This is a genomic window from Enterovibrio nigricans DSM 22720 (genome assembly GCF_900167155.1).
Taxonomy (GTDB): domain Bacteria; phylum Pseudomonadota; class Gammaproteobacteria; order Enterobacterales; family Vibrionaceae; genus Enterovibrio; species Enterovibrio nigricans.
This window is the reverse complement of sequence record NZ_FUXU01000001.1, coordinates 129,337-155,207: the sequence shown is the minus strand read 5'-3', so window position 1 is coordinate 155,207 and position 25,871 is coordinate 129,337. Positions and strand designations below refer to the sequence as shown.

Genomic DNA, 25,871 nt, shown 5'->3' with positions numbered 1-25,871 from the left:
ATAACTCTGAGTGTTAGGTCCGATTTTCGGGCAGTGATAAACGTTTGTCCTTGATTGTTGCCCCCCTCCTCCCCCCGAAACCAAAAAAATCCTCCCAAACGTGGGAGGATCTATTTCGTCATAGGGAAGTGACGCGAATAACACTAGACGTTGAGGAAGTCCATGATGCCTTCGGCGGCTTTCCGTCCTTCGTCTATTGCGGTCACAACCAGATCAGAACCGCGTACCGCATCGCCACCAGCGAAGATCTTTTCATTCGTGGTTTGATAGGAAAAGGCCCCTTGCGAGGGAGCTTTTATGCGTCCCCATTGATCTAGTGCTACATCAAAGGGCGCAAGCCAATCCATGGCATGAGGTTGGAAACCAAACGCCATGATGACCGCATCTGCGGGCAGTATATGTTCGCTGCCCTCAACGGGTTCTGGGCGTCGGCGTCCTGCGTTATCGGGTTCACCCAATGCTGTTTTCACCACTTTAACCCCACTGACTTTGCCCGTTGTATCCAGTTCAATACCCAACGGCTGAAGGTTGAACATGAAATTCACGCCTTCTTCGCGTGCATTTTTTACTTCTCGGCGAGAACCCGGCATGTTTGCTTCATCACGACGATACGCACACACAACGTTCTTGGCACCTTGGCGAATGGATGTTCGTACACAGTCCATCGCAGTATCACCGCCACCGAGTACCACCACTTTTTGACCCGCCATATCGATAAATTCAGGTGCATTGTCTTCTTCCAGTTCCATCACGCGGTAAGTGTTGGCAATCAGGAAGGGCAGTGCATCAAATACGCCTTCTGCGTCTTCGTTTTCCAACCCTGCACGCATAGATTTGTAAGTGCCAACACCGAGGAAGACAGCGTCATAATCTTTAAGAAGGTCTTCCATGGTCACGTCGGTGCCGATCTCAGTGTTGAGTTTGAACTCTACGCCCATTTCTGAGAAAACGCGTTGGCGGTTACGCATCACGTCCTTTTCCAACTTAAAGGAAGGAATACCAAACGTCAGCAGGCCACCAATTTCCGGATAGCGGTCAAAAACAATAGGCTTCACGCCGTTTCTTACCAGCACATCCGCACAGGCAAGACCTGCTGGTCCTGCACCGACAATGGCGACTTTTTTGTCTGTCCATTCCACTCCCGACATGTCCGGTTTCCAGCCCATCTCAAACGCTTTGTCTGTGATGTACTTTTCGATATTACCGATAGTGACAGCACCGAAATCGTCATTGAGAGTGCAAGAGCCTTCGCACAATCGGTCTTGTGGGCAAACTCGGCCACAGACTTCAGGAAGGCTATTGGTTTGATGCGAAAGCTCTACCGCTTCGATGATCCTGCCTTCATTTGCGAGCTTTAACCATTGCGGAATGTAGTTGTGAACAGGGCATTTCCATTCGCAGTATGGGTTGCCACAATCCAAGCAGCGATCCGCTTGCGCGGAGGCTTGCTTGTGATTGAAAGGTTCATAAATTTCAATAAATTGTGTTTTACGTGCTTTGACCGGTTTTTTTCGCGGGTCGATACGTTGCACGTCGATGAATTGGTATACGTTCTGGCTCATAAGGTCCTCCGTTACTGCGCCTGAACACGCAGTTCAGCTGCGCTTCGGCTTTGGTGACCGAGCAGAGAACGGACATCCGCTGCTTTGGGTTTCACCAGATAGAATTTACTGATCCATTGTTCAAAGTCGGCGAGGATCTCCTGCGCACGACACGAGCCTGTTAGCTCGAAATGTTGATCAATGAGCCCTCGGAGGTGTTCTTGATGAATGGTCAGCTTATCGAGAGACAGTGCTTCAACCAGTTCAGGATTAACGCGACCTGTAAAGTCACCGCTCTCATCAAGCACATAAGCAAAGCCGCCTGTCATTCCCGCACCGAAGTTCACACCAGTACGACCAAGAATAGCGATGATGCCGCCCGTCATGTATTCACAGGCGTTGTCTCCTGCGCCTTCCACCACGGCGAGTGCGCCGGAGTTACGTACCGCAAAACGTTCACCGGCTTTGCCAGATGCAAAAAGCTTCCCGCCAGTTGCGCCGTACAAGCAGGTGTTACCAATGATGGTTGACTCGTGAGAGTTAAATGCAGAGCCGATGGGGGATTTGATAACAATGTTACCTCCTGCCATGCCTTTACCGACGTAATCGTTGGCATCACCGGTTAGCGTTAAGTTCACCCCTCCTGCATTCCATACGCCAAATGATTGACCAGCGGTACCTTGAAGGTGAATGTCCAGTGGCGTTGACGCCATCCCTTGGTTGCCATACCGCTTGGCGATGGCGCCGGAGATGGACGCACCGACAGAACGGTCGGTGTTTCGTACGTCGAGGTACGCGCTTGCAGCACGACGTTTTTCTATCGACGTTTCAAACGCTTCAAGTAATTTTTGGTTGAGTACAGCTTTATCGAACGGTGTATTAGGTTGGTTCCAAAACACCGCATTTTCGCCAACGGGCTGCGGACTTTCCAAAATGTCAGAAAGGTCGAGCTTGAGCTGTTTTGCGGTAAACCCGTCGATAGCCTGGAGTAAATCAGTACGGCCAATTAAGTCAGTAAGTTTTTCTACGCCTAACTGAGACATCAATTCACGGACTTCCTCACCCAAACCTTTAAAGAAGTTCATTACTTGCTCAGGTAAACCTTTGAAGTATTCGCGGCGTAGGGTGTCATCTTGCGTCGCAACACCCGTTGCACAATTATTCAAGTGACAAATACGCAGATATTTACAGCCAAGGGCGACCATAGGGGCGGTACCGAAGCCGAAACTTTCAGCGCCTAATATCGTCGCTTTAATGATGTCGAGACCAGTTTTCAAACCGCCATCTACCTGAAGGCGTATCTTGTGACGCAATCCATTGGTGACAAGGGCTTGCTGAGTTTCTGCCAAGCCTAGTTCCCATGGACTTCCCGCATACTTCACTGATGTCAGCGGGCTTGCACCCGTACCGCCATCATAACCGGAGATGGTGATCAAATCGGCGTAGGCTTTCGCAACACCGACGGCAATGGTGCCTACGCCGGGCTCAGAGACCAGTTTGACGGAAACCAATGCGTTGGGGTTTACCTGTTTAAGATCGAAGATAAGCTGAGCCAAATCTTCTATTGAATATATATCGTGATGTGGCGGCGGTGAGATTAGCGTCACGCCTTGAACAGAGTATCGCAGACGTGCTATTTCTGCGGTAACTTTGTGGCCGGGAAGCTGACCACCTTCGCCAGGCTTTGCCCCTTGCGCCACTTTGATTTGCAGAACATCGGCATTGGTCAGGTAATGTGGGGTTACACCAAATCGGCCTGAGGCTATCTGCTTGATGCGTGAATTACGCTCTGAATTAAAGCGACGAGGATCTTCGCCTCCCTCTCCCGAGTTGGAGTTCCCGCCTAAGCGGTTCATGGCGATCGCCAGAGCTTCATGCGCCTCCGGGCTTAAAGCACCAATGGACATGGCAGCGGAATCAAAGCGTTTAAATAGCTCACTAGCTGGCTCAACCTTCTCGATCGCAATCGGTGTTTTAACCGGTTTCAACGCCATCAGGTCGCGAAGAGAGGAGACAGGACGATTATTGACGGTGTCCGCATAGGTTTTGTAATCCATCGCCTCGCCTGAACGAACTGCAGATTGCAATGAATTTACCACGTCTGGGTTGTAGGCATGATACTCACCACCATGGACATATTTCAGCAAGCCTCCGTGTTCAATCGGTTTGCGTTTCAACCATGCAAGGCGTGCTAAGTTGTAGAGATCTTGCTGAAAGTCGGCGAAGTCTGCCCCTTCAATACGACTGGCGACCCCTTTGAAACATAAGTTGACCACGGTACTGTTCAAACCAATAGCTTCAAACAGTTGGGCACAACGGTAAGAGGCGATGGTTGAGATGCCCATCTTGGACATGATCTTAAACAGCCCCTTGTTGATTCCGTTGCGGAAGTTAAGCATGGCGTCACTCATGGGCTTGGAGATGACACCTTTTTCGACCATTTTTCCGATAGATTCATAGGCTAGGTATGGGTAGACGGCGGTTGCTCCGAAGCCGAGCAGTACCGCAAACTGGTGAGGATCACGGGCTGAAGCTGTTTCAATCACAATGTTGGCATCGCAGCGTAAAGCACTTTCTACCAAGCGTTTTTGTACCGCACCTACGGCCATCGCGGCAGGAATAGGCAGCTTTCCTTTTGATATTCCCCTGTCAGACAAAACGATCAGAACCGCACCATCTCGCACAATGCGTTCAACCTGATCACAAAGATCGATAATCGTGCCTTCCAGATCTTTTTCGTTAGGATCAAAATTGATGTCAATGATGCTGTTTTTGTAGTGCTCGTCATCTAATTCAAGCAATTGCACCATGTCAGAGTAGAGCAAAACGGGGCTCTTAAATGCGACGCGCTGTGCATGTCCATCGGTTTCAGAGAACACATTCATTTCTCGACCGATACAGGTCGCAAGCGACATTACGTGATTTTCTCGTAATGGGTCGATAGGCGGATTGGTGACCTGAGCAAATTTTTGGCGGAAGTAATCTGCTATGTTTCGTTCTTTCGAAGAGAGGACTGCCATTGGTGTGTCGTCACCCATGGAGCCCGTCGCTTCTTGCCCAATGTCACCTAAGACCCGAAGCACTTGATCGAGTTCTTCACCCGAGACCCCAAACATCTTCTGGTATGTATGAAGTTCGTCATCATCCATGCTGCGTTGGCCAGCGTTATCTTCCGATGATAATTCTTCAAATGGTGTCAGACGTTTTACGTTGGCATCGAGCCATGAACGGTAAGGGTGACGGTTTTTCAGTTCGTTATCGATATCTGCAGAGTGCCAGATCTCACCTTCAAACGTATCAATAACTAAAAGCTCACCAGGACCTACTCGACCTTTCTCTGCCACTTCATCCGGTGCGTAATCCCAAATGCCAATTTCGGAAGCAAGCGTGATGAGTTTGTCTTTAGTCACCACGTAGCGGGCGGGACGAAGACCATTTCGGTCAAGGTTACACGCGGCGTAACGACCGTCAGACATTACGATGCCTGCTGGGCCATCCCACGGTTCCATATGCATGGAGTTAAAGTCGTAGAATGCGCGAAGATCCGGATCCATATCTGGGTGGTTTTGCCATGCAGGCGGCACAAGTAAGCGCATAGCGCGAAACAGATCCATACCGCCAGCGAGGAATACTTCCAGCATATTATCGAGGCTGGAACTGTCTGATCCGGTTTCATTGACGAAGGGTGCTGCCTCTTTCAAATCCGGAAACAGCGGGGAGTTGAATTTGTAAGCACGGGCGCGAGCCCACTGGCGATTCCCATCTATCGTATTGATTTCACCATTGTGTGCTAAGTAGCGAAACGGTTGAGCCAGCGGCCATTTCGGCTTGGTATTGGTGGAGAAGCGCTGATGGAACAAACAAATTGAAGATTCAAGGCGCAGATCTGCCAAATCGAGATAAAAACGGGGTAGGTCTGCGGGCATACATAAGCCTTTGTACACAATGGTACGTGTGGAAAGGCTCGTGATATAAAAATCGGCATCGTCAGCGAGGGCTTTTTCTGCTCGGCGACGAGCAATGTAAAGACGACGCTCTAAATCACGTGCTCGCCAGCCTGCAGGGCCATTTACAAAAACCTGTTCAATGTGGGGGACTGAGCTTAATGCAATCTCACCCAGTACATCAGAGTTTGTGGGAACGTCTCGCCAACCCACAATCGACAAGGTTTCAGCTGCGATTTCGCGCTCAAAGATGTCTTTTGCTCGCTGTGCTTGTTTTGGATCTTTGCTGAGAAAAATCATACCGACGCCGTAAAGCTTACTGAGCGTCCAGTTATTTTCTTCTGCGATAATACGAAAGAAGGAATCGGGCTTTTGAAGTGATAAGCCGCAGCCATCACCGGTTTTCCCATCAGCGTTTATCGCCCCTCGGTGGGTCATTCGGTCTAGTGCGGAAATAGCTGTTCTGACGAGTTTGTGGCTGGCTTCACCTTCTGTATGGGCGATGAGGCCAAAACCGCAGTTGTCTTTCTCCAGCGTAGGGTCGTACAGCGACATTGCAATTCTCCCTTGCGACTGCTCCAAGCAGTGACTGCAGTATTTCAATGCTTTCCTAGCATTTTGATTTTGACAGAGTGTAAGTATTAGGTCATGGATGCGCTAACCCATCAGCTCTTGTGATTGAGTAAGAATGACTGGGCCCTGCCGAGGCTCACAATTTTCTTTTCGATATTTCAAGTTATCGACAATTTGCTAATAGGTCAAATTTCGTCACATTACATTAACTTTGGGAATAAACAGCTATATATGTCGAAAAGGGCGTATGTAGGCAGGATTTTATGGTGATTTTTTTAACCCTGTCGCAGAGATTAACCTTGCCATATAGCGGGGCTTTTTAATCTTTTAGTTGCGATTTGGTCCTGCTTATCGCTAACAAAGCGAGTAGCGGTAGAAAGTGAAAATGATTGCGTGATGACAGCGAGGTCATAACTGTTTGGGAGATAAAGAAAAAAGCCAGCCACAGAGGGCTGGCAAAACTGGAAGATAACACTTACTTATAATTATGCGGAAAGCATCAGTGAATCAGCTTTAGCTTCAAGGTTTGTATTGCCCATCAAGTATTCATCGATGGCTCGTGCACATTCGCGGCCTTCATTGATACAACGTACAACCAGAGACTGGCCCGTACGCATGTCACCTGCAGCGAATACGCCTTTTTGGCTGGTTTGATAGCCTTGCGTTGCCACGTTACCGCGGTCATCCAATGCGACGTCCAACTGCGCGAGTACGCCGTGAGGTTCTGGATGAAGGAAGCCCATCGCTAAGAATGCGTTATCACAAGGGATAACACGTTCAGAGCCCGTGACTTCCTCAAAACCTGGTCGTTCGCCTGGTGCAGCATCCTTCCAAACAATGTCAGCGATACGCAGTGCTTTTACATTGCCAGCGTCGTCACCGATGAATTCTTTTGTCAGGATGTTCCAATGACGATCACAACCTTCCTCGTGAGAAGTGGAAGTGCGCATGATCATTGGGTATTGCGGCCAAGGCATGTTTGCAGGGCGCTTTTCAGGCGGGATAGGCATGATTTCCACTTGGGTTATGCTCTTCGCACCATGACGATTTGATGTACCCACGCAGTCAGAGCCCGTATCACCACCGCCAATTACCACAACGTGCTTGTCTTTTGCGTGGATTTCTTCGGTTTTCAAATCCATACCGTTTGCACGGCGGTTGTTTTGACCAAGGAATTCCATCGCAAAGTGAACGCCTTTCAATTCACGGCCCGGGATAGGTAAATCACGTGGCACAGTTGAGCCACCTGTTAGCAGTACTACATCGAAATCTTGACGAATTTGCTGTGCGTTAACGGTGACACCGACGTGCGCATTCACTTCAAACTGTACGCCAGCTTCAGCCATCAAGTTGATCTTGCGATCGATTATGTCCATGCCGAGTTTGAAGTCAGGAATACCGAAACGTAGCAATCCGCCGACTTTCTCATCACGTTCAAAAACCGTGACTGAGTGGCCTGCACTGTTAAGTTGCTCTGCAGCGGACAGACCCGCAGGGCCTGAACCGATGATCGCCACTTTTTTACCGGTGCGAGATGTTGGGATTTTCGGTTTGGCATAGCCTTCACGATAGGCCGTCTCAACGATGGTTTTCTCGATATTACAAATCGTGATCGGATCTTGATTGATACCAAGAACACACGCGGTTTCACAAGGTGCAGGGCACACACGTCCAGTGAATTCAGGGAAGTTGTTGGTAGAACTTAGAATGTTCCACGCTTCTTCCCAGCTGTCGCGATAGACCGCGTCATTGAATTCAGGAATGATGTTGCCGATAGGGCAACCGTTATGACAAAACGGTACACCACAATCCATACAACGTGACGATTGTTCGTTAATCTTTTCACCAAACTCTTCGTTCAGGACAAATTCCTTGTTGTCTTGAATACGAACAGCAGGGTCTTTTTTGCCCGGGAGTTCCCGGCCGAATTCTAAAAATCCAGTTGGCTTACCCATTTACAGCCTCCACTTCTTCCTTGTTTTCGGCTTCCGCTTTGCGTTGTTCTAGCACAGCTTTGTAATCGCGAGGCATCACTTTCACGATACGCTTGAGGTTCTCATCAACGTTCGATAAGAAGGTCCCTGCAACGGCGCTGCCAGTCAATGTTTGGTGCTTACCAATCATCTCTTTCAACAGTGCGATGTCTTCTGCATCCAATGGATCCAAGTCAACCAATTCAGGGTTTAGCTTAGATTCAAAGTCTTCGAATTGATCCCAAATATAAGCAACACCGCCACTCATACCCGCAGCAAAGTTACGGCCTGTTTGACCCAGAACGATGGCAACACCACCGGTCATGTATTCACAGCCGTGGTCGCCAATACCCTCGACAACCACTCTCGCACCGGAGTTACGTACACAAAAGCGCTCGCCTGCAACACCGCGAATGAATGACTCACCAGAGGTTGCACCATAGAAACAGACGTTACCGACAACGATGTTGTCTTCGGCAATGATGTCGCTCTTGGCATCTGGATACAGCACCAAGGTACCGCCAGACAAACCTTTACCCCAGTAATCGTTCGCGTCGCCTTCGACTTCGAATTTCACGCCTTTAGCAAGGAATGCACCAAAGCTTTGACCAGCAGAGCCTTTGAATTTCACATTCATTTGCTCTGGTAAGCCTTGGTCTTTGTAGATCTTCGAAATCTCATTCGACAACATGGTACCGGCACTGCGGTCTGTGTTGACGATTGCGAATTCTGCATCAACCTTACGGCCTTCATAAAGTGCACTTGAAGCGGCTTCAATCAAGCGGCGATCCAGAATCGTTTCAAGACCGTGGTTTTGCTCAATTTGACAATACATGCCGTCGCCTTCGCGTGGCTCTTCTTTGTGAAGAACAACGTTCAGGTCTAGGTTCTGGTATTTCCAGTGACCAACATCGCTGCGTACTTTCAAGTGCTGAGATTGACCTACCATGTCGTTAATGGTGCGGTAACCGAGCTCTGCCATCACTTCACGTAGGCCTTCAGCCATGTAAGTGAAGAAAGTCACGATGTCTTCTACGCGGCCATCAAAACGCTCGCGCAGAGTTTTATCTTGTGTTGCGATACCAACAGGGCAGGTGTTGAGGTGACACTTACGCATCATGATACAACCTTCAACAACCAGTGCTGCGGTTGCCACGCCCCATTCTTCTGCGCCCAGTAGCGTCGCGACAGCAAGGTCACGAGGGGTTTTCATCTGGCCGTCTGATTGAACGACGATACGGTTACGTAGGCCGTTTTTCAGCAGTGTTTGGTGTGTTTCCGCCAGACCCAGTTCCCAAGGCAAACCTGCATGTTTAATGGACGACAATGGTGAAGCACCCGTACCGCCATCAAAACCGGCAATCAGAACCACGTCAGCTTTAGCTTTTGCTACACCGGATGCGATAGTGCCTACACCTGCTTCTGAGACCAGTTTGACGTTAATACGCGCTTCGCGGTTCGCATTTTTCAGGTCATAAATGAGCTGCGCCAAATCCTCGATAGAGTAAATGTCGTGGTGTGGCGGTGGTGAAATTAAGCCAACGCCTGGTGTGGAGTGACGTGTGCGACCAATCCAGTCATCGACTTTGTGACCTGGAAGTTGACCACCTTCACCTGGCTTCGCGCCTTGCGCCATTTTGATTTGGATCTCAGCGGCATTGGTCAAGTAGTAAGACGTCACACCGAAACGACCGGATGCAACCTGCTTGATCGCAGAGCGTTCCCAATCACCATTTTCTTTCTTCTCAAAGCGGGCAGGGTCTTCGCCACCTTCACCTGAGTTAGATTTCGCGCCTATGCGGTTCATTGCTACAGCAAGGGTTGAGTGCGCCTCATGCGAAATAGAACCAAAACTCATTGCACCGGTTGCAAAGCGCTTCAGGATGCTTTCGATGGGTTCAACCTCTGCAAGAGGAATGCTACCTGCTGGGTTTTTCACAAATTCGAATTGGCTGCGAAGGGTCGCCGCGTCATCGCCTTGGCTATCAACCGTGTGGCAATATTCTTTAAACTGCTTAATGTCTTTGTTACGTGTTGAATTTTGCAACAAGTGGATAGTTTCAGGGTTAAACAAGTGCTTTTCACCACGTTGTTTCCACTGATAAACACCACCAACATCCAGCATTTGAACGGGGATTTCACGCGTTGGGTAACCCAGACGGTGACGGATCAGTACCTCTTTCGCGATGTCATCAATGCTCAGGCCTTGAATACGTGAAACGGTACCGGTGAAGTATTTATCGACAACCGCTTTGCTGATACCCAATGCTTCAAAAATTTGTGCACCGTGGTAAGACTGAAGGGTTGAGATACCCATCTTCGAGAAGATTTTCAGCAAACCAGCATTGATGGATTTGCGGTAGTTCTCAAACAACGCATCCACATCTGCTTCTGGGTCCAATTTCTTCGTGCGCTGTAGATCGACCAAAGTTTCGTAGACTAGGTACGGGTTAACAGCATTCGCACCGTAGCCAACGAGTGTGGCGAAGTGATGGGTTTCACGAGCATCGCCCGTTTCGATAACAATGTCCGCTTTTGCACGTAGGCCTTTACGGATCAGGTGATGGTGAACGGCACCGACAGCAAGCATCGCAGGGATGGCTGCATGGTTGGAGTTCACTGCACGGTCAGTCAGAAGGATGATGGAGTAACCATCGTTAACGGCATCTTCTGCATACTGACAAATACGCTTTAGTGCGCGTTCTAGCTTGCCGTTCTCGCCGCTTGCACGGAATACGATATCCAGCGTTTTTGCTTGGAGGTGATCGTTATCAATGGCACGCAGCTTTTCGAGTTCTGCATTGCTTAGAACTGGGGTTTCCAATTCTACCTTGCGGCAATGTTCTGGTGTTTCGATCAGCAGGTTTTGGTCTTTACCTAGGTAGGTTTTTAAAGACATGACCATACGTTCACGAATCGGATCGATTGGTGGGTTGGTCACCTGTGCGAACAACTGCTTGAAGTAGTTAGAAAGGTGCTGAGATTGGTGAGACAGCACCGCCAGAGGCCAGTCGGCACCCATTGCGCCAAGTGGCTCTTTCCCATCTTTCGCCATCGGCAACAGAATTTCGTTTACTTCTTCCGTTGTGACACCAAACGCTTGTTGGTGATGAAGGAGACGTTCTGGCGATGGTTGTTGGTGTTTGGAGTCGGCTTCTGGAAGCTTATCCAATTGCAGCAAATTCTTTTCAACCCACTCTTGGTATGGTTGTGCAGACGCGATTTCGTTCTTCACTTCTTCATCAGAAATGATGCGACCTTGTTCTAAGTCGGCAACGAAGATACGGCCTGGTTGCAAACGGCCACGGAAGTGCACGTTTTCTGGTTCGATTTCTACTACACCTGACTCGGATGCCATGATGAGGTAGTCGTCTTTTGTGACGGTATAGCGGCTTGGGCGCAGACCGTTACGGTCTAGTGTTGCACCGACTTTTACGCCGTCAGTGAAACAAAGAGACGCCGGGCCATCCCACGGTTCCATGATATTGGCGTGGAATTGGTAGAAAGCACGGAGTTTCGGGTCCATGTCTTTCTTCTCTTGCCATGCTTCTGGCACCATCATCATCAATACATGGGGCATGCTGCGACCAGACAGCGTTAGCAGTTCCAGCGCCATATCGAAGTTGGCAGAGTCAGATGCACCTTCTTGACAGATAGGCAGCAGCATTTTGAGTTCTTGGTCGCTGAACAGTTTTGATTCTAGCAACGCTTCGCGGGCTTTCATCCAGTTCAAGTTACCGCGAACGGTATTGATTTCGCCGTTATGCGCGATGTTACGGAAAGGCTGCGCCAAGCGCCAACGCGGGAAGGTATTGGTCGAGAAGCGAGAGTGAACCAGTGCCAGTGCGGTGACCATTGAAGCATTCTGAAGGTCTAAGAAATACTGTGGCACCTGCTCCGTGGTCAATTGGCCTTTGTAGACCAAGGTTTTGGCGGAGAATGAATTGATATAGAAATCATCGCCAATGTTCGACACGCTTTCTAAGCAGAGGCGTACCGTGTAATTACGCAGTACGAAAAGCTTGCGCTCAAGCTCATCAACAGTGAGGTGTTCGCCCCCTGTTACGAAAGCATGTTCGAATTGAGGTTCTGTGCTGAGCGGGTCTGCACCAATCATCGAGTTATCTGTTGGCAGAATGCGGTAGCCAATAACCTCTAGATCTAAACGCTTAGCGTTACGCTCGAAAATGTCACGGCATTGCTGACGTTTGTTTTCGTCTTTAGGGAACAACATGACACCGACACCATATTTGTCGGCAGACGGTAATTGAATACCCAGTTTACGTGTTTCTTCGAGTAGAAACTCGTGCGGTTTTTGAAGAAGAATACCGGCACCGTCACCACTGCATGGATCGCAGCCTTGACCGCCACGGTGTTCCATACGCGCGAGCATGTCTAGTGCTTGAGTTACTATCGCGTGGGACTTTCTATTTTTGAGGTGGGCAACGAAGCCAATACCACAGGCGTCGTGTTCCATTTCGGGCACATAAAGCCCCTCTGTGCGTAGCACTGAATCAGTCATGTTTACGTCCTTCCAGTTGACACAAATGCTGGGGGGAGCATTTGTCTTCCTTAGCCGTACCTGTTGCGGGCACGGGCTGAGCGGGTACCAAGTTTGAGAAGACAAAAAAGTGTTTTCTCGCGTACCCAAGCCCGGATACAGCTTGGTGGGCTGTATCCATCTCCTTTAACTGCAATCCTATGCAAAAATGCTGCGCTGTATTTAAATCGCCAAATAAGCATCTAGTTAAGTGCACAATTTGGCGAATTTTATTGCTCACAATTTAGGCGCAGCTGTATCTATCCTACATATTTCGAAATTTAATTACCATAAAAAATTGCTTTTTGATAACAGCATAAGCATACATATCAGCGTAACCTTGCGCTATTTATGAATAAAAACTCGCTTTGATGGTCTGTGTGTGAATATTCAAGGAGTGTGAAAGGTGAGGTGAAAAAAGGCATGTAAACGAATTGTAATTAACTTTCATTTTTAGGTGAAAATACTTCAACCAATATTGATGTAGTCGAGCTTTTTAACCCATTTTCGGTGTTAGAATCCGCCGCTTTTTTGAACGACACTAATTTCAGGCGGTAGGCGATGGAGCTTCATCATTTAGTGAATACCTTTGGTCAGGATTTGCAACGCAGGTATGGCGAAAAAGTTCACAAACTTACGCTTCACGGCGGCTTCAGTTGCCCTAACCGCGATGGCACTTTAGGGCGTGGCGGTTGCACCTTTTGCAACGTTGCCTCTTTTGCTGATGAAACTGCCCAGCAGTTATCTGTTACCGCTCAGCTTTCTATGCGCGCCCAAGAAGTGAATCGAGCAAAGCGTTATCTCGCCTATTTTCAAGCGTATACCAGTACATATGCGGAAGTTGAAAAGCTGAAAGCAATGTATGAAGAAGCACTAAAAACGGCAGATATTGTCGGTTTGTGTGTTGGCACTCGACCAGACTGTGTTCCAGACGAAGTACTTGATTTGCTGGCCAGTTATAAAGACCAGGGCTATGAAATCTGGTTAGAATTGGGCCTTCAAACAGCGAATGACAAAACGTTACAGCGCATTAACCGCGGTCACAATTTTGCGAGTTATGAGACTGTCACTCGAAAAGCTCGCGCGTTGGGTTTAAATGTGTGTACCCACCTGATTGTGGGTTTACCGGGTGACACGAAAGCAGATCATATCAGTACAATTGACCGAGTTGTGGAGACGGGTGTGGAAGGGATTAAACTTCATCCTCTTCATATCGTTGAAGGTAGCGTCATGGCAAAATCGTGGCGAGCGGGTCGCTTGTCGGCGATCTCAATCGAAGACTATGTAGAAAGCGCCGCTGAAATGATCCTGCGTACACCTGCTGACGTGGTGTATCACCGTGTGTCGGCCAGTGCGCGTAAGCCTACCTTACTGGCCCCTGAGTGGTGTGAGAACCGCTGGCTGGCAATGACCGCCTTGGCGCGCGTTTTAACCGTAAAAGGGTCTCAAGGGACGCTGTTAGGAAATTAATTTCATATTTCAGGATAATGTGACTAGCGTTTGATAGCTCGCAAAATAAGCGGAGACGGTTCGTTTTCTTTCATCTGCGTGTGGCAAGATTAATCCGTGATGTTGATGCAAAAATGCAAGGCAACATTCACGGTTTACGGCAAAGGATGATTGAATGATTGACGGGCCATTAGGCGTAGTGCTGATTTTGATAGGGTTTCTGGTAGGGGCATTATGGGCATCGCGTAAGCGTGTCGTATCGCTCAAAAACTGGCAATCCTATCTCTCCAATCTCCATTCGCCAAAGGCTATTGTCTCTCACAAGGACGGCCGTATCTTTTTTGCTAATCGCAGCTTTGTCCGTTTGTATGATATCGATACAGAGCATGGCGATTTTCGTATGCGGAGTGAGCAGGAGCAAAATGCGATTGCACACATGCTACGTCACCGACGCTGGCCCACACCTTTTATTGATGTTACCGCGGATATTCGCACGTCTTTTTCTCACAAAGTTCCCCGCTACGCCCGATTCTCTGGGTTACCCATTTGGTGTAAAGGCAAACACGCATGGATTGTATCGTTAGAGCCCGAATCAGAGAGCGTCTATAGCGAGCCGTTTATTAACGATGACAATCAGATTTTTCGTTCTGTGATCAATTCGTTGGCAGAACTCGTCTGTTTCCAAGATCGCGAAGGAAAAGTGGTGGGAACAAACCAAGCGTTTGATCGCTTCTGGAAAGGACGGGAAGAAGAAGGCCTTTTCTTTAATTCGACAGAAGATGTTGCCAGTCGCCGCACACAACAAAGCTGGACCACGAACCCGAATGGCGACAGCTGCTTATTAGAATCTAATCAAACGGTGTTACGAGACACGGATAACCACATCTATGGCACGTTAAGTATCAGCCACGATGTGACCAACTGGCATATGATGCGTCAGGTCATGGAGCAAGAGATTCAGGCTAGACATGAAGTTGAGCAGCAATTGAAAAAACACAGCAACTTGCTGACGTCAATTTTTCAAGCCAGTGTGGATCCGATTGGCATCTACAACAACGACTACGAATTTTTAGGTGGGAACCCTGCTTTTGCTGAAGCGATGGGTGCGCCTCATGATGACCTTGAAGGGGAATTGGCTGAAGAAATCGTAGAGCCAGAAATCCTGGCGCAGCACCAGAAAATGGATCGACCCGTTATCGAAGATGGCGACACCGTAAAATATGAAGACTTGGTGATGAAGCGTGACGGTAGTATGGTCTGGTATGAAATGACCAAAACACAATTTGTCGATCCAACCGATGAAACGACAGGTGTGCTTGTCATTGCACGCGACGTGACAGAGCGAAAGGCGACGCAGCAACAATTGGCTGACGCCATCATGGAATTGGAAGAACTCAGTTTTGTTGACGGTCTAACAAAGGTCGCCAACCGTCGAAGCTTTGACGAACAACTGGTGAAAATGTGGCATTCGCATATTCGTGAGGGCGAGCCACTGTCACTGATCTTGTGCGATATCGATTTTTTCAAACCTTACAACGACAATTATGGTCATCAAAGCGGTGATGCCGCGCTACGTAAAGTGGCCGATGTATTTCAGCACGTTATTCGCCGACCACTTGATGCCGTAGCCCGATACGGTGGTGAGGAGTTTGCGATACTCTTACCGAACACAACAGAAACTGGTGCAATACATGTTGCCGAAAATATTTCATTAGAGTTAGCCGCGGCAAACATTCCGCATGAATTTTCTGGCGTGTCTGATCGCTTAACTCTCAGCCAGGGTACGGCAACGATCTTTCCTAAAACGGGACAAGATTATGGCGAGTTAGTGTCATTGGCTGACAAGGCGTTGTATAAAGCAAAAAATGCAGGCCGCAATCAAATTACCTCAACGACTCAAGAGCTGGTGGACGTTAGCTAGTTTTTTCTTCTCGATAGCAACACGGCAACCGCAGTTTCATCCCCTTTTACTTTAGCTTCGGGGATCTCACCGTTATCATGTCTCTAGTTCGTGATGATCGGGAAGTTCAATGAAGCAAATTAAACTCTTAGCACAATACTATGTCGATTTGCTTGTAAAGCTAGGACTCGTGCGTTTCAGCATGCTCTTGGCGTTAGCTTTAGTGGCACTTGCCGTGCTGGTGCAAATAGGGATCACGCTGTTTCTCAATGGAACAGTGCATAACAGTGACATCATTCGTTCTGTTTTCTTCGGTTTGTTAATTACGCCTTGGGCTGTTTATTTTCTCTCTGTTGTGGTCGATCAATTGGAGGAGTCGCGTCAGCGCCTATCTAAGCTTGTTTCAAAGCTAGAGGAAATGCGAGCGCGTGACATGGAACTCAATCGCCAACTCACAGACAACATCACACAGCTCAATCAGGAAATAGAAGAGAGAAAACGAGCAGAAGAAGCGCGTGAAGAGGCCATGCAGGATCTGGAAAATGAAGTTTATCAGCGTGAAAAAGCGCAGTTGGATCTTGCTGAACAAACCGTATTGCTTCGTTCTTTTATCGATGCTTCCCCCGATCTTATTTACTATCGTAATGAAAAGGGACAATTCTCAGGCTGCAATAAGGCCATGGAAGTTCTGACGGGTAAAAAAGAAAAGGACCTTGTTGGTCTGACTCCCTGGGACGTTTATAGCGAAGATGTTGCGAGTAAAGTGGTTGAGACGGATCAGCAAGTATTCGATAACACCGTATCATTAACCTACGAACAGTGGTTGGAGTACACAGATGGCACGAAAGCGTATTTTGAACTGCGCAAACTGCCTTTCTATGCCCGTGATGGTCGTCGTTTAGGAATTGTCGGTTTTGGCCGAGAGATCACTGAGCGAAAACGTTATCAAGATGCCTTAGAGAAGGCGAGCCGTGATAAAACCGCCTTTATTTCAACCATTAGCCACGAGCTCCGTACACCATTAAATGGCATCGTAGGGTTAAGCCGTATGTTGCTGGAAACGAAGCTGACAGGCGAACAAATGGGGCATTTGCGTACCATTCACGTCAGCGCGATTACCTTGGGTAATATCTTTAACGACATTATTGACTTGGATAAGTCAGATCGGAGCCGGTTGGAGTTGTCTCCTCAGCCGGTTGATTTTCATGATTTCGTTTCAGAGATTGAAAATATTAGCGGTTTGATGGCTGAACAAAAGGGTCTTCGCTTTAGCTTAGATCGCCTTACTGATTTGCCATCCTCGATTAAAGTCGATGCGACGCGCCTTCGTCAGATACTTTGGAACCTTGTTGGAAATGCGGTGAAATTTACCAAACAGGGTGCTGTCAACGTGGCTGTGCGCTGTGATGTAGAAGGCGACATCGCTCACTTAGAATTTGATATCGAAGATAGCGGTGTTGGCATTCCGTATGACGAGCAAAGCAAGATTTTCGCTATGTATTATCAAGTTAAACAAGGCGAAGACAATTTACATGCTGTAGGAACAGGGATTGGTCTCGCAGTTTCTCGCCAGTTAGCAAGGTTGATGGAAGGGGACATCACCGTAGACAGTGATGTCGGCGAAGGTAGCGTCTTTACGCTGACGTTATCTGTTCCGCTTTGTGAGCATGCAGAAAACGTAGAAACGGTGAAGGAAGAGCAAAGTCCGTTGCAAATCTTGCTGGTCGAAGATATTGAACTGAATATCACGGTTGCCAAAAACCTGTTAGAAAGTTTGGGACATACGGTGTTGGTTGCGCGAAATGGCAAGGAGGCACTCTCGATGTTTAGTCAACAAGAGTACGACCTGTTGCTACTTGATATCCAATTGCCAGACATGACGGGTTTCGACATTGCGAAAACATTACGAGATAGTGGGCAGAAGTTACCGCCGCTTGTGGCATTGACGGCCAATGTTATCAAAGACAAAAACGAGTACATCAAGAAAGGCATGGATGATGCCATCAGCAAGCCTATTAGCGTAGTTGCTGTTGCTGGGGTGATTGAGCGATTAGCCTTACAGTGCCCGATTGCAATCGAGCGTAAGGAAGACGTTCAGCGAGTCATTGGTAGTGAGGTTATGGATACACTGCTTGATCTGGAAATGCTGATGTCATACGTCGATATTGTAGGCGCTGAGCCGGTATACAAGAGTATTGAGATGTTTGAGCAGGTAATGCCTGAGTACATCAAAATCCTAGATAGCAACATGACGGCAAAAGATCAGGAAGGTATTGCAAGTGAGGCGCACAAGATAAAAGGTGCCGCTGGCTCAATCGGTCTTAAGCACATTCAGAAGGTTGCACAGCAAGCGCAATCACCAGAGTTGCCTGCTTGGTGGGAGAACATTGCTGACTGGGTTGATGAAATCAAAGACGGCTACTTGCACGACCTTGTTGTGCTCAAGCAGTGGCTGGATGAGTATAGCCATAAGTAAAAACAAAAAAGCCCGCTATAGCGGGCTTTTTCTCATTCGAACGGAAAGAATTAGAAATCTTCCAGTTCACCACAGAAGCGGTAGCCTTCACCGTGGATAGTCGCAATGATCTCAGGTGTGTCACCGAAAGATTCAAAGTGCTTACGGATGCGGCGAATGGTTACGTCTACAGTACGATCGTGTGGCTTAAGCTCACGACCTGTCATCTTCTTAAGAAGATCTGCACGTGTTTGGATTTTTCCTGGGTTTTCACAGAAGTGAAGCAGCGCACGGAATTCCGAACGTGGCAATTTGAACTGCTCGTTGTCTGGGCTAATCAATGAACGGCTGTTGATGTCCAGAATCCAACCATTGAAAACGTAGCGGTCAACTGAGCGCTTGTCTTCTAGCGGAGAACCTTGGTTCATTGCACGAGTTAGCAGGTTACGAGCACGGATAGTTAGTTCGCGCGGGTTGAATGGTTTGGTGATGTAATCATCAGCACCAATCTCTAGACCTAGGATCTTATCAACTTCGTTATCGCGGCCAGTCAGGAACATCAGCGCCATATCGCCTTGCTCACGCAGTTCGCGAGCCAGCAACAGGCCGTTTTTACCTGGAAGGTTAATGTCCATGATTACCAGGTTAACCTGATTGTTAGATAGCACTTGGTGCATTTCTTCGCCATCATTGGCTTCTAGAACGGTATAACCTTCAGCTTCGAAGATGCTTTTCAGCGTATTACGAGTTACATGCTCGTCTTCAACAATCAGAATATGAGGGGTTTGCATTGGCGTTACCTAATTTCTTAAAAAATCTGGTATAACAGTCACAGCGTAACATTACATTGTGAAGAAAACTTACAAACAAGAAAAGCAGATCAAAAGACTTTCACTCAGCGATCGAACAAACTTTTCTGTATCAAACGCCATCCTTAGAGAGGGTGAATACGAAATCGTATCACCATTCTGCATGCTACCAATCAAGACGCTTTTGGGCAGCAATTCCATTGGATAGCACGATTGTATTCATTTAACAGCGTGCTAACAATATTTAGTAATAAATCAACGCAATATTTTTTAAGCTTTATTGATATACGTCAATCTCGCTCAAAAAATCAACGATGCTGGTGTTTCAAGGGTAGATTTCGTTGTAAATATTAAAAGTGAGTTTCAACCTTTTCGTACTATTACAACAGCTGTGAAAAATGTGTAACGGTACGCATTGAAAGTAAGGATATCAGAGCATTTTGCTAGATCTTGGTCAATCGCTTCGATTCAATAATAATGGTGATATCACAGCTTTTATTCCTCAAACTACGCGAATTTCCTCATCTTACGGGATCTTTTAATGATTCCCGCTCCTTATATCTTCAAACTTTTATTGAAATAATAATCTGAATAGTTCGTATTGGTTGACAGATATGACTGTTACCTTGCTCTTCAATCACGTCAGTTTTTATGGATAGCTATTCTTCATCAGGTCGCGAATCGATCGCAAACGGCAGACAGTCTCCTTATTACTAAATCCCACTTTAGCGATGAAATCGCTGCTTGGTTTGGAATTCTTGCTAGGGTTAGAGTCACGTATCTGTCACGGTTTATTTACGATATGGGAGAAAACATGGACGATCTCTTGCCAGATTTATGCGATGAATTTGAAGGTTCTGTCACTTGGATACCAGTTCAATGGCAAGATTACGGCGGAAACGTGTGCTTTTCAGGGTACATAGAAACATTGCGTTGCTATGAGGATAATTCAAAGGTCAGAGAGTTACTGGCCTCTCCTGGTGAAGGGCGCGTGCTGGTGGTTGATGGACATGGCAATCTCAATCGCGCTTTACTTGGCGATTTGCTGGCAGAGAAAGCCGTCAGCAATGGCTGGAGCGGTGTGTTGGTTTATGGCGCTGTCCGAGACGCTTCGGCTCTGCAAAAAATGCCACTTGGTGTGAAAGCAATGGGGGTTTGTCCTATCAAGACTGAGAAGAAGGGGCTGGGTGAAGTTGGCGTCAACTTGCGTATCGGAAGCGTGCTGATCGCATCGGGGGACTATTTGTATGCAGACAAAAATGGCGTTGTCGTCAGCGCAGAGCCGTTAACAACGGTTGAGCCGATATAACCTAAGCGAAAATGAAAAAAACCGCCAGAAGAAGGCGGTTTTTATATGTATGTTTGAATCAGAACCTATATCCAACACCGAGTTGGTAGTTTGTTGAATTTTCGGGCATTTGGTTGAAGTTATAGTCGACTTTGGCTTCAAGGTTTAATGAGTCAGTGATCCTATAGGTACTGCTCATACCAAACACACCAATGGTTTCTTCATTTATCCGTTCGGCCTGAATACTACTGTCAAAGGTCAGTGTCTCATTGACATTAAACTGCACACCACTGGCGACACCTTTTGCGCCGGATGAAATAACGGAGTCTGTTGTTAGTTCTGTCGCGAGAAAGACATTCACTTTTTTATGGACTGGGTAGTGATAGCCGCTACTAATTGTCCAACTGTCAAAAGTTTGATTTCCCGTTTTTAGCGAGTTAGAGAACCAAGGCTTATCGTTCTCTTCAACATATTCATACAGCGGTAACGAACCCTGCGCGAATGCCAAAAAAGCCACTAATTGCAGGGTGATGGCGAGCAATAATTGTCTCATTGAGCCTCCTTCCCTGATTCGTTTTTATTAGATTGAGTTGTTATTTTAGATCACTTGTCTCAATTTGGATAAAGCTCTTTGCATGTTTTTTAAACACAATTTAGGTATTGTGACATTGCTCCGGCATCTTATTGCCACACCAAGTCATGCCCAATTATTGAGCAAGTTATGTACCTGAATAACGTCAGGTTTTTGACTTTATGAAATATTGATCGCAATTTCAGTGATTAGTAAACCGACAATCATCACTGTAAGGGAACACGTCATTGAAATGGCCGTGTTGGATGTTGTCTTGCAGCTCTTTCCAATAATCAGCATCAAAGAGATCGGCATGAAGCTCATCAAACAATGCACGTATCTTAGGGTTGATTAACAAGAAGGTACGAAACTCTTCTGGGAAGACATCATTCTCTCCAACGCTATACCATGGTTCTGCAGCCATTTCGTCTTCTGGGAAGCGTGGCGGCGGGATGCGTCTGAAATTAACTTCTGTCAGGTAAGAAATTTCATCGTAATCATAAAAAATTACGCGACTATGGCGGGAGACACCAAAGTTTTTAAACAACATGTCGCCTGCAAAGATGTTTGCCGCGGCCAGTTGTTTGATAGCATCGCCATACTCTTGCACGGCTTCTCGAAGCTCATTATCGTCGGCCTGCTCAAGGTAAATATTTAACGGGATCATCCGTCGTTCCATGTACAGATGTCGTATGTGGATTTCCTTGCTGGTCAGTTTGATATTTGACGGTGCCACCTGAAGCAGTTCGTCTAACAACGCCTCACTGAAACGATGCCGGGGGAATATGTAGTTCCGATAATCAAGGGTATCTGCCATTCGGCCGACACGATCGTGCTCTTTAACTAACTGGTATTTCTCTTTGACCATAGCGTGGGTTATGTCTTTTGGGGGCGCAAATCGGTCTTTGATGATTTTGAAAACGAACCCATAGGAGGGCAGGGTGAACACGGACATCACCATGCCTTTTATACCCGGGGCAATGACAAACTGGTCGTCTGAATGTTCCATATGAAGGAGAAACTCCCGATACAGTTCTGTTTTGCCATGTTTTTGACACCCTATAGAGGTATAGAGCTGTGAGGGGGTTTTATGTGGCATTAATTGACCAAGAAAATCGACCAAGGTTGCAGGCGCGGGGGCATACACCATGAAATATGAGCGAGCAAAGCCAAAAATGACACTGACATCATCAGAGTCGATGATGCAGGCATCCACATAAAGTTGATTTTGCGAATTAGTCAGTATCGGGATCACTAGCGGACGAGTCTGGTTTGCCAGATCAATGCGACCGATAAGGTAAGCGGCTTTGTTACGATAAAATGGCTCTCTGATCATGTCGATGATCACTTCATCGGTCAGTTGAGGCCCCAGCGTATGCTGTAAGGCTTCGACGATACGGTGAATATCTCTAGCCTTGTCGACCCAATTCAGTGTGAAAGGCGTGTCGTCCAGAATGCGCTCGACAGTCTGGATGAGACTATTTTTTGACGGATACCTTTTAAGTAACGGCGTCGGGTATTTAGGAATTCGGCCACCCTGAGAACTGTTTACAAATAATTTGTCACGACGGATATTGCGATGGTCGAACATTCGGCAATACACCGAATTAAAGAAGCTCTCTGCAATGTCATAGCGGGGATAATCATCAAGCAGTCGACTGTATTCCTCTTTGACAGCCATGAGGAAAGAACGCGTGGCATGTTGTTTTGTCAGCATGGTTTTCAATTGTTGGCTAACAAGGCCGACATGATGGTCGTAAAAACTGATGCGTGTTTTTAATGCTTTTTGTACGCTTTTCCAGTCGCGTTGCTCAAAACGTTCTTGCGCCCCTGCTGTGACATCCAGAAAACGGCCGTACATAGCATCTGCACCTTGTAATATGGTTTGTGCGACCAACTCTTCCATTGCAACTGCCATTGGTTCCCTCCTTTGGTGTTGCTGTTTTTCTGCTCAATTCAATTAACTATGTCGTGCAGGTAGCAACTCCGCAAGGTGGAGTGCGGAAAATTAAGGTATTTCTCATCTTTTAAATTTGATAATGAAGAGTTGCGAATTACAGCGTTTTTTTGAGAGATAACTTAAATTTTTGTTGACCTTATAGGCTGCATTCTGTAAACGTTATAGAAAGGCAAAACGATAGGTTTTTAACCATGTTTAACGCGGTCGGCACCACAACCATTATTACCACGATTACCATCACCATGTGTGAGGGTGCGGGCTGACATGCACTGAATTTTTAAAAAAGGCCCGTACCCAAAAAGGTACGGGCTTTTTTTTAACCTGCTTATTACTGAATTATAGGATTTATACCAACCCAAGCTTCAGACTGTTAGTCAGGTTGGTATCAACAAGGAGTTGGAGGAAAGGATGCGAGTTTTAAAGTTTGGTGGTACGTCACTGGCAAATGCTGAGAGGTTCAGCCGTGCAGCAGAGATCATCACAAGCAATACCTGTCAAAGTGAAGTGTCGGCGGTTTTATCTGCGCCTGCGAAGATCACCAATGCTCTCGTGGATGTGATTGAAAATACGATCAAACATGGCGAAGCAGAACTGCAAGTGGCAGAAATCCAATCCATTTTCTCAGCATTGTTTGACGGCCTGTCAGACATGGAAGCTGATTTCGACAAAACGTCATTGTATCAAGCACTCGACAGCACTGTGGCTCAACTCAAACAATATGTTCATGGCATTGCACTGTTGGGTCTTTGCCCAGACAACATTTATGCACGTATCATCAGTAAAGGTGAGCGTCTCTCGATCGCAACCATGTCTGAGCTATTGAAAGCACGTGGTTTCAATACGTATGTGATTGACCCTGTACACTATCTCCAGGCCAAAGGCGACTACCTTGAAGCCATGGTCGATATCGAAGTGTCTTCTGATCGCTTCAAGAAAGAACCAATTCCTGCGAATCATATCGGTTTGATGCCCGGCTTTACCGCATCAAACGAGCAAGGCGAGTTGGTCACGCTGGGCCGCAATGGCTCTGACTACTCTGCAGCCGTCTTGGCTGCGTGTGTTCGCGCTGAGTGCTGCGAGATTTGGACTGACGTTGATGGCGTTTACAGCTGCGATCCACGCCTGGTGCCTGACGCGAAGTTACTGAAATCCCTCAGCTATCAAGAAGCGATGGAGCTTTCTTATTTTGGTGCCAAAGTGCTTCACCCGAAAACCATCCTTCCTATCGCTCGCTTCCACATCCCTTGTCTGATTAAAAACACTGCTAACCCTCAAGGTGCAGGGACGCTAATTGGCAATGACAACCACGAAGATAACTTGGCGGTGAAAGGCATTACGACCTTAAGCAAATTGAGTATGGTCAATGTGTCTGGCCCTGGCATGAAAGGCATGGTGGGCATGGCCGCACGTGTGTTTGGCGCAATGTCTTCTGCCGGTGTGTCTGTTGTACTGATCACGCAATCTTCATCTGAATACAGCATCAGCTTCTGTATTGAAGCGGAAGATAAGCCGCTGGCAATGCGAGCGTTGCAAGAGAATTTTGAGTTGGAACTGAAAGACGGGCTTCTTGAGCCAGTTGAGTTTGTTGATAACGTAGCGATTGTTTCGTTGGTCGGTGATGCGATGCGCACAGCAAAAGGTGTTGCGTCTCTGTTCTTTACCTCATTAGCTGAAGTGAACGTAAACATCGTGGCGATTGCGCAAGGTTCTTCAGAGCGCTCAATCTCAGCGGTTATCCCTGATAATCGCGTGTCAGAAGCCGTTAAAGCGTGTCATGAAAACCTGTTTAACTCTAATCACTATCTCGATCTGTTTATAGTGGGTGTCGGCGGTGTCGGCGGTGAATTGGTAGAACAGGTACAACGTCAGCAAGCGAAACTGGCAGATCAAGGTATCGTGATTCGAGTCTGTGGTCTGGCAAATAGCCGCGGTATGTTACTCAACAGTAGAGGTATTGATCTGAGCACTTGGCGTGATGAGTTGGCGAAAGTTGATGAGCCGTTCAGCCTACCGCGCATGGTTCGCTTGGTTCAGCAGAATCACATCATCAACCCTGTGTTTATTGATTGCACATCAGATCAAGCGATTGCTGACCAATATGCAGACTTTTTGTCATCGGGTTTCCACGTTATTACGCCAAACAAGAAAGCGAATACTGCGAGCATGGCGTATTACCAACAGCTGCGTAAAGCTGCGCGCGCAACGCGTCGAAAATTTATGTATGACACAACGGTCGGTGCTGGTTTGCCTGTTATTGAAAACTTGCAGAACTTGATTGCCGCAGGCGATGAGCTGGAAAAATTTACCGGCATTCTGTCCGGTTCCTTGTCTCATATCTTCGGAAAGCTGGATGAAGGCCAAAGCTTCAGTGAAGCAACAAGCGTTGCCCGTGACAGTGGCTTTACTGAGCCTGATCCACGCGATGATCTCTCGGGTATGGACGTAGCGCGTAAACTGCTAATTCTTGCCCGAGAAGCCGGTATGCACCTTGAATTGGAAGATGTCGACGTTGAGCCTGCACTGCCTCCAGGCTTTGATGCGTCAGGTGATGTTGCAGCATTTATGGCAAAGCTGCCAGAAGCGGATGCTTACTTTGACAAACTGGCAGCCGAGGCTCGTGCTGACGGTAAAGTTCTACGCTATGTCGGTAGTATTGATCGTGGACACTGTTCGGTGAAAATTGAAGCAGTTGACGCGGATGATCCGATGTTCAAGATCAAAGAAGGTGAAAATGCCCTGGCGTTTTACAGCCGATACTATCAGCCAATTCCATTGGTACTGCGCGGTTATGGTGCGGGTACTGCGGTAACAGCTGCTGGGGTATTTGCTGACCTGATGCGTACACTTGGCTGGAAGTTGGGGGTATAA

12 protein-coding genes and 1 other annotated feature are annotated in these 25,871 nt (G+C 47.4%); of the genes, 5 read left to right on the top strand and 7 right to left on the bottom strand.

Features of this window, described 5'->3' with window-relative positions; all coding sequences use genetic code 11:
* Window positions 1-143: 143 nt before the first annotated feature.
* The 4 genes from B5D35_RS00615 to gltB (B5D35_RS00600) all read right to left on the bottom strand — a co-directional run bounded on the left by B5D35_RS00615 (window position 144) and on the right by gltB (B5D35_RS00600) (window position 12,553).
* On the bottom strand, window positions 144-1,562 hold the full coding sequence (locus B5D35_RS00615) for an FAD-dependent oxidoreductase (RefSeq protein ID WP_078750695.1): 1,419 nt from the start codon (window positions 1,560-1,562) through the stop codon (window positions 144-146).
* 11 nt (window positions 1,563-1,573) lie between these two features.
* Entirely contained in the window at window positions 1,574-6,040 is a 4,467-nt protein-coding gene (gltB, locus tag B5D35_RS00610) for a glutamate synthase large subunit (RefSeq protein ID WP_078750694.1), read from the bottom strand.
* Between the two features lie 503 nt (window positions 6,041-6,543).
* The gene (locus B5D35_RS00605) at window positions 6,544-8,013 is read right to left on the bottom strand and encodes a glutamate synthase subunit beta (RefSeq protein WP_078750693.1); all 1,470 of its coding nucleotides are present in this window, start codon (window positions 8,011-8,013) and stop codon (window positions 6,544-6,546) included.
* Window positions 8,006-12,553: a glutamate synthase large subunit gene (gene gltB, locus B5D35_RS00600; protein WP_078750692.1), complete on the bottom strand. Its 4,548-nt coding sequence runs from the start codon at window positions 12,551-12,553 to the stop codon at window positions 8,006-8,008. Before gltB (B5D35_RS00600) ends, B5D35_RS00605 begins: the two co-directional genes overlap by 8 nt.
* A 579-nt stretch (window positions 12,554-13,132) precedes the next feature.
* Between gltB (B5D35_RS00600) and mnmL the strand changes: the two genes are divergently transcribed.
* The 3 genes from mnmL (at window position 13,133) to arcB (ending at window position 18,396) form a co-directional block, all read left to right on the top strand.
* Window positions 13,133-14,041, top strand: a complete 909-nt coding sequence (gene mnmL, locus B5D35_RS00595; RefSeq protein WP_078750691.1) for a tRNA modification radical SAM protein MnmL/YtqA — start codon at window positions 13,133-13,135, stop codon at window positions 14,039-14,041.
* A 154-nt stretch (window positions 14,042-14,195) separates the two neighbouring features.
* The gene (locus B5D35_RS00590) at window positions 14,196-15,941 is read left to right on the top strand and encodes a sensor domain-containing diguanylate cyclase (RefSeq protein WP_078750690.1); all 1,746 of its coding nucleotides are present in this window, start codon (window positions 14,196-14,198) and stop codon (window positions 15,939-15,941) included.
* A gap of 109 nt (window positions 15,942-16,050) precedes the next feature.
* On the top strand, window positions 16,051-18,396 hold the full coding sequence (gene arcB / locus B5D35_RS00585) for an aerobic respiration two-component sensor histidine kinase ArcB (RefSeq protein ID WP_078750689.1): 2,346 nt from the start codon (window positions 16,051-16,053) through the stop codon (window positions 18,394-18,396).
* A 50-nt stretch (window positions 18,397-18,446) separates the two neighbouring features.
* Here the strand turns inward: arcB and arcA are convergent, their stop codons facing one another.
* A complete protein-coding gene (gene arcA / locus B5D35_RS00580) occupies window positions 18,447-19,166 on the bottom strand; it encodes a two-component system response regulator ArcA (RefSeq protein WP_078750688.1) in 720 nt (239 codons plus the stop codon).
* 832 nt (window positions 19,167-19,998) lie between these two features.
* On the opposite strand from arcA, the gene B5D35_RS00575 reads away from it, so the two are divergent.
* The gene (locus tag B5D35_RS00575) at window positions 19,999-20,493 is read left to right on the top strand and encodes a putative 4-hydroxy-4-methyl-2-oxoglutarate aldolase (protein ID WP_078750687.1); all 495 of its coding nucleotides are present in this window, start codon (window positions 19,999-20,001) and stop codon (window positions 20,491-20,493) included.
* 58 nt (window positions 20,494-20,551) lie between these two features.
* Here the strand turns inward: B5D35_RS00575 and B5D35_RS00570 are convergent, their stop codons facing one another.
* Together B5D35_RS00570 and aceK are read right to left on the bottom strand one after the other, a co-directional pair.
* Entirely contained in the window at window positions 20,552-21,025 is a 474-nt protein-coding gene (locus tag B5D35_RS00570) for a hypothetical protein (RefSeq protein WP_078750686.1), read from the bottom strand.
* 220 nt (window positions 21,026-21,245) lie between these two features.
* Window positions 21,246-22,961: a bifunctional isocitrate dehydrogenase kinase/phosphatase gene (gene aceK, locus B5D35_RS00565; RefSeq protein ID WP_078750685.1), complete on the bottom strand. Its 1,716-nt coding sequence runs from the start codon at window positions 22,959-22,961 to the stop codon at window positions 21,246-21,248.
* 243 nt (window positions 22,962-23,204) lie between these two features.
* Window positions 23,205-23,322 (top strand) — a sequence feature (Thr leader region).
* Between the two features lie 89 nt (window positions 23,323-23,411).
* Between aceK and thrA the strand changes: the two genes are divergently transcribed.
* Window positions 23,412-25,871, top strand: coding sequence for a bifunctional aspartate kinase/homoserine dehydrogenase I (gene thrA, locus B5D35_RS00560; protein ID WP_078750684.1), 2,460 nt, complete (start codon window positions 23,412-23,414; stop codon window positions 25,869-25,871).

Bases quoted from the DNA above. Each gene is read 5' to 3' on its own strand.
- B5D35_RS00615 (WP_078750695.1), bottom strand. From the start codon at position 1,562: ATGAGCCAGAACGTATACCAATTCATCGACGTGCAACGTATCGACCCG.
- gltB (WP_078750694.1), bottom strand. From the start codon at position 6,040: ATGTCGCTGTACGACCCTACGCTGGAGAAAGACAACTGCGGTTTTGGC.
- B5D35_RS00605 (WP_078750693.1), bottom strand. From the start codon at position 8,013: ATGGGTAAGCCAACTGGATTTTTAGAATTCGGCCGGGAACTCCCGGGC.
- gltB (WP_078750692.1), bottom strand. From the start codon at position 12,553: ATGACTGATTCAGTGCTACGCACAGAGGGGCTTTATGTGCCCGAAATG.
- mnmL (WP_078750691.1), top strand. From the start codon at position 13,133: ATGGAGCTTCATCATTTAGTGAATACCTTTGGTCAGGATTTGCAACGC.
- B5D35_RS00590 (WP_078750690.1), top strand. From the start codon at position 14,196: ATGATTGACGGGCCATTAGGCGTAGTGCTGATTTTGATAGGGTTTCTG.
- arcB (WP_078750689.1), top strand. From the start codon at position 16,051: ATGAAGCAAATTAAACTCTTAGCACAATACTATGTCGATTTGCTTGTA.
- arcA (WP_078750688.1), bottom strand. From the start codon at position 19,166: ATGCAAACCCCTCATATTCTGATTGTTGAAGACGAGCATGTAACTCGT.
- B5D35_RS00575 (WP_078750687.1), top strand. From the start codon at position 19,999: ATGGACGATCTCTTGCCAGATTTATGCGATGAATTTGAAGGTTCTGTC.
- B5D35_RS00570 (WP_078750686.1), bottom strand. From the start codon at position 21,025: ATGAGACAATTATTGCTCGCCATCACCCTGCAATTAGTGGCTTTTTTG.
- aceK (WP_078750685.1), bottom strand. From the start codon at position 22,961: ATGGCAGTTGCAATGGAAGAGTTGGTCGCACAAACCATATTACAAGGT.
- thrA (WP_078750684.1), top strand. From the start codon at position 23,412: ATGCGAGTTTTAAAGTTTGGTGGTACGTCACTGGCAAATGCTGAGAGG.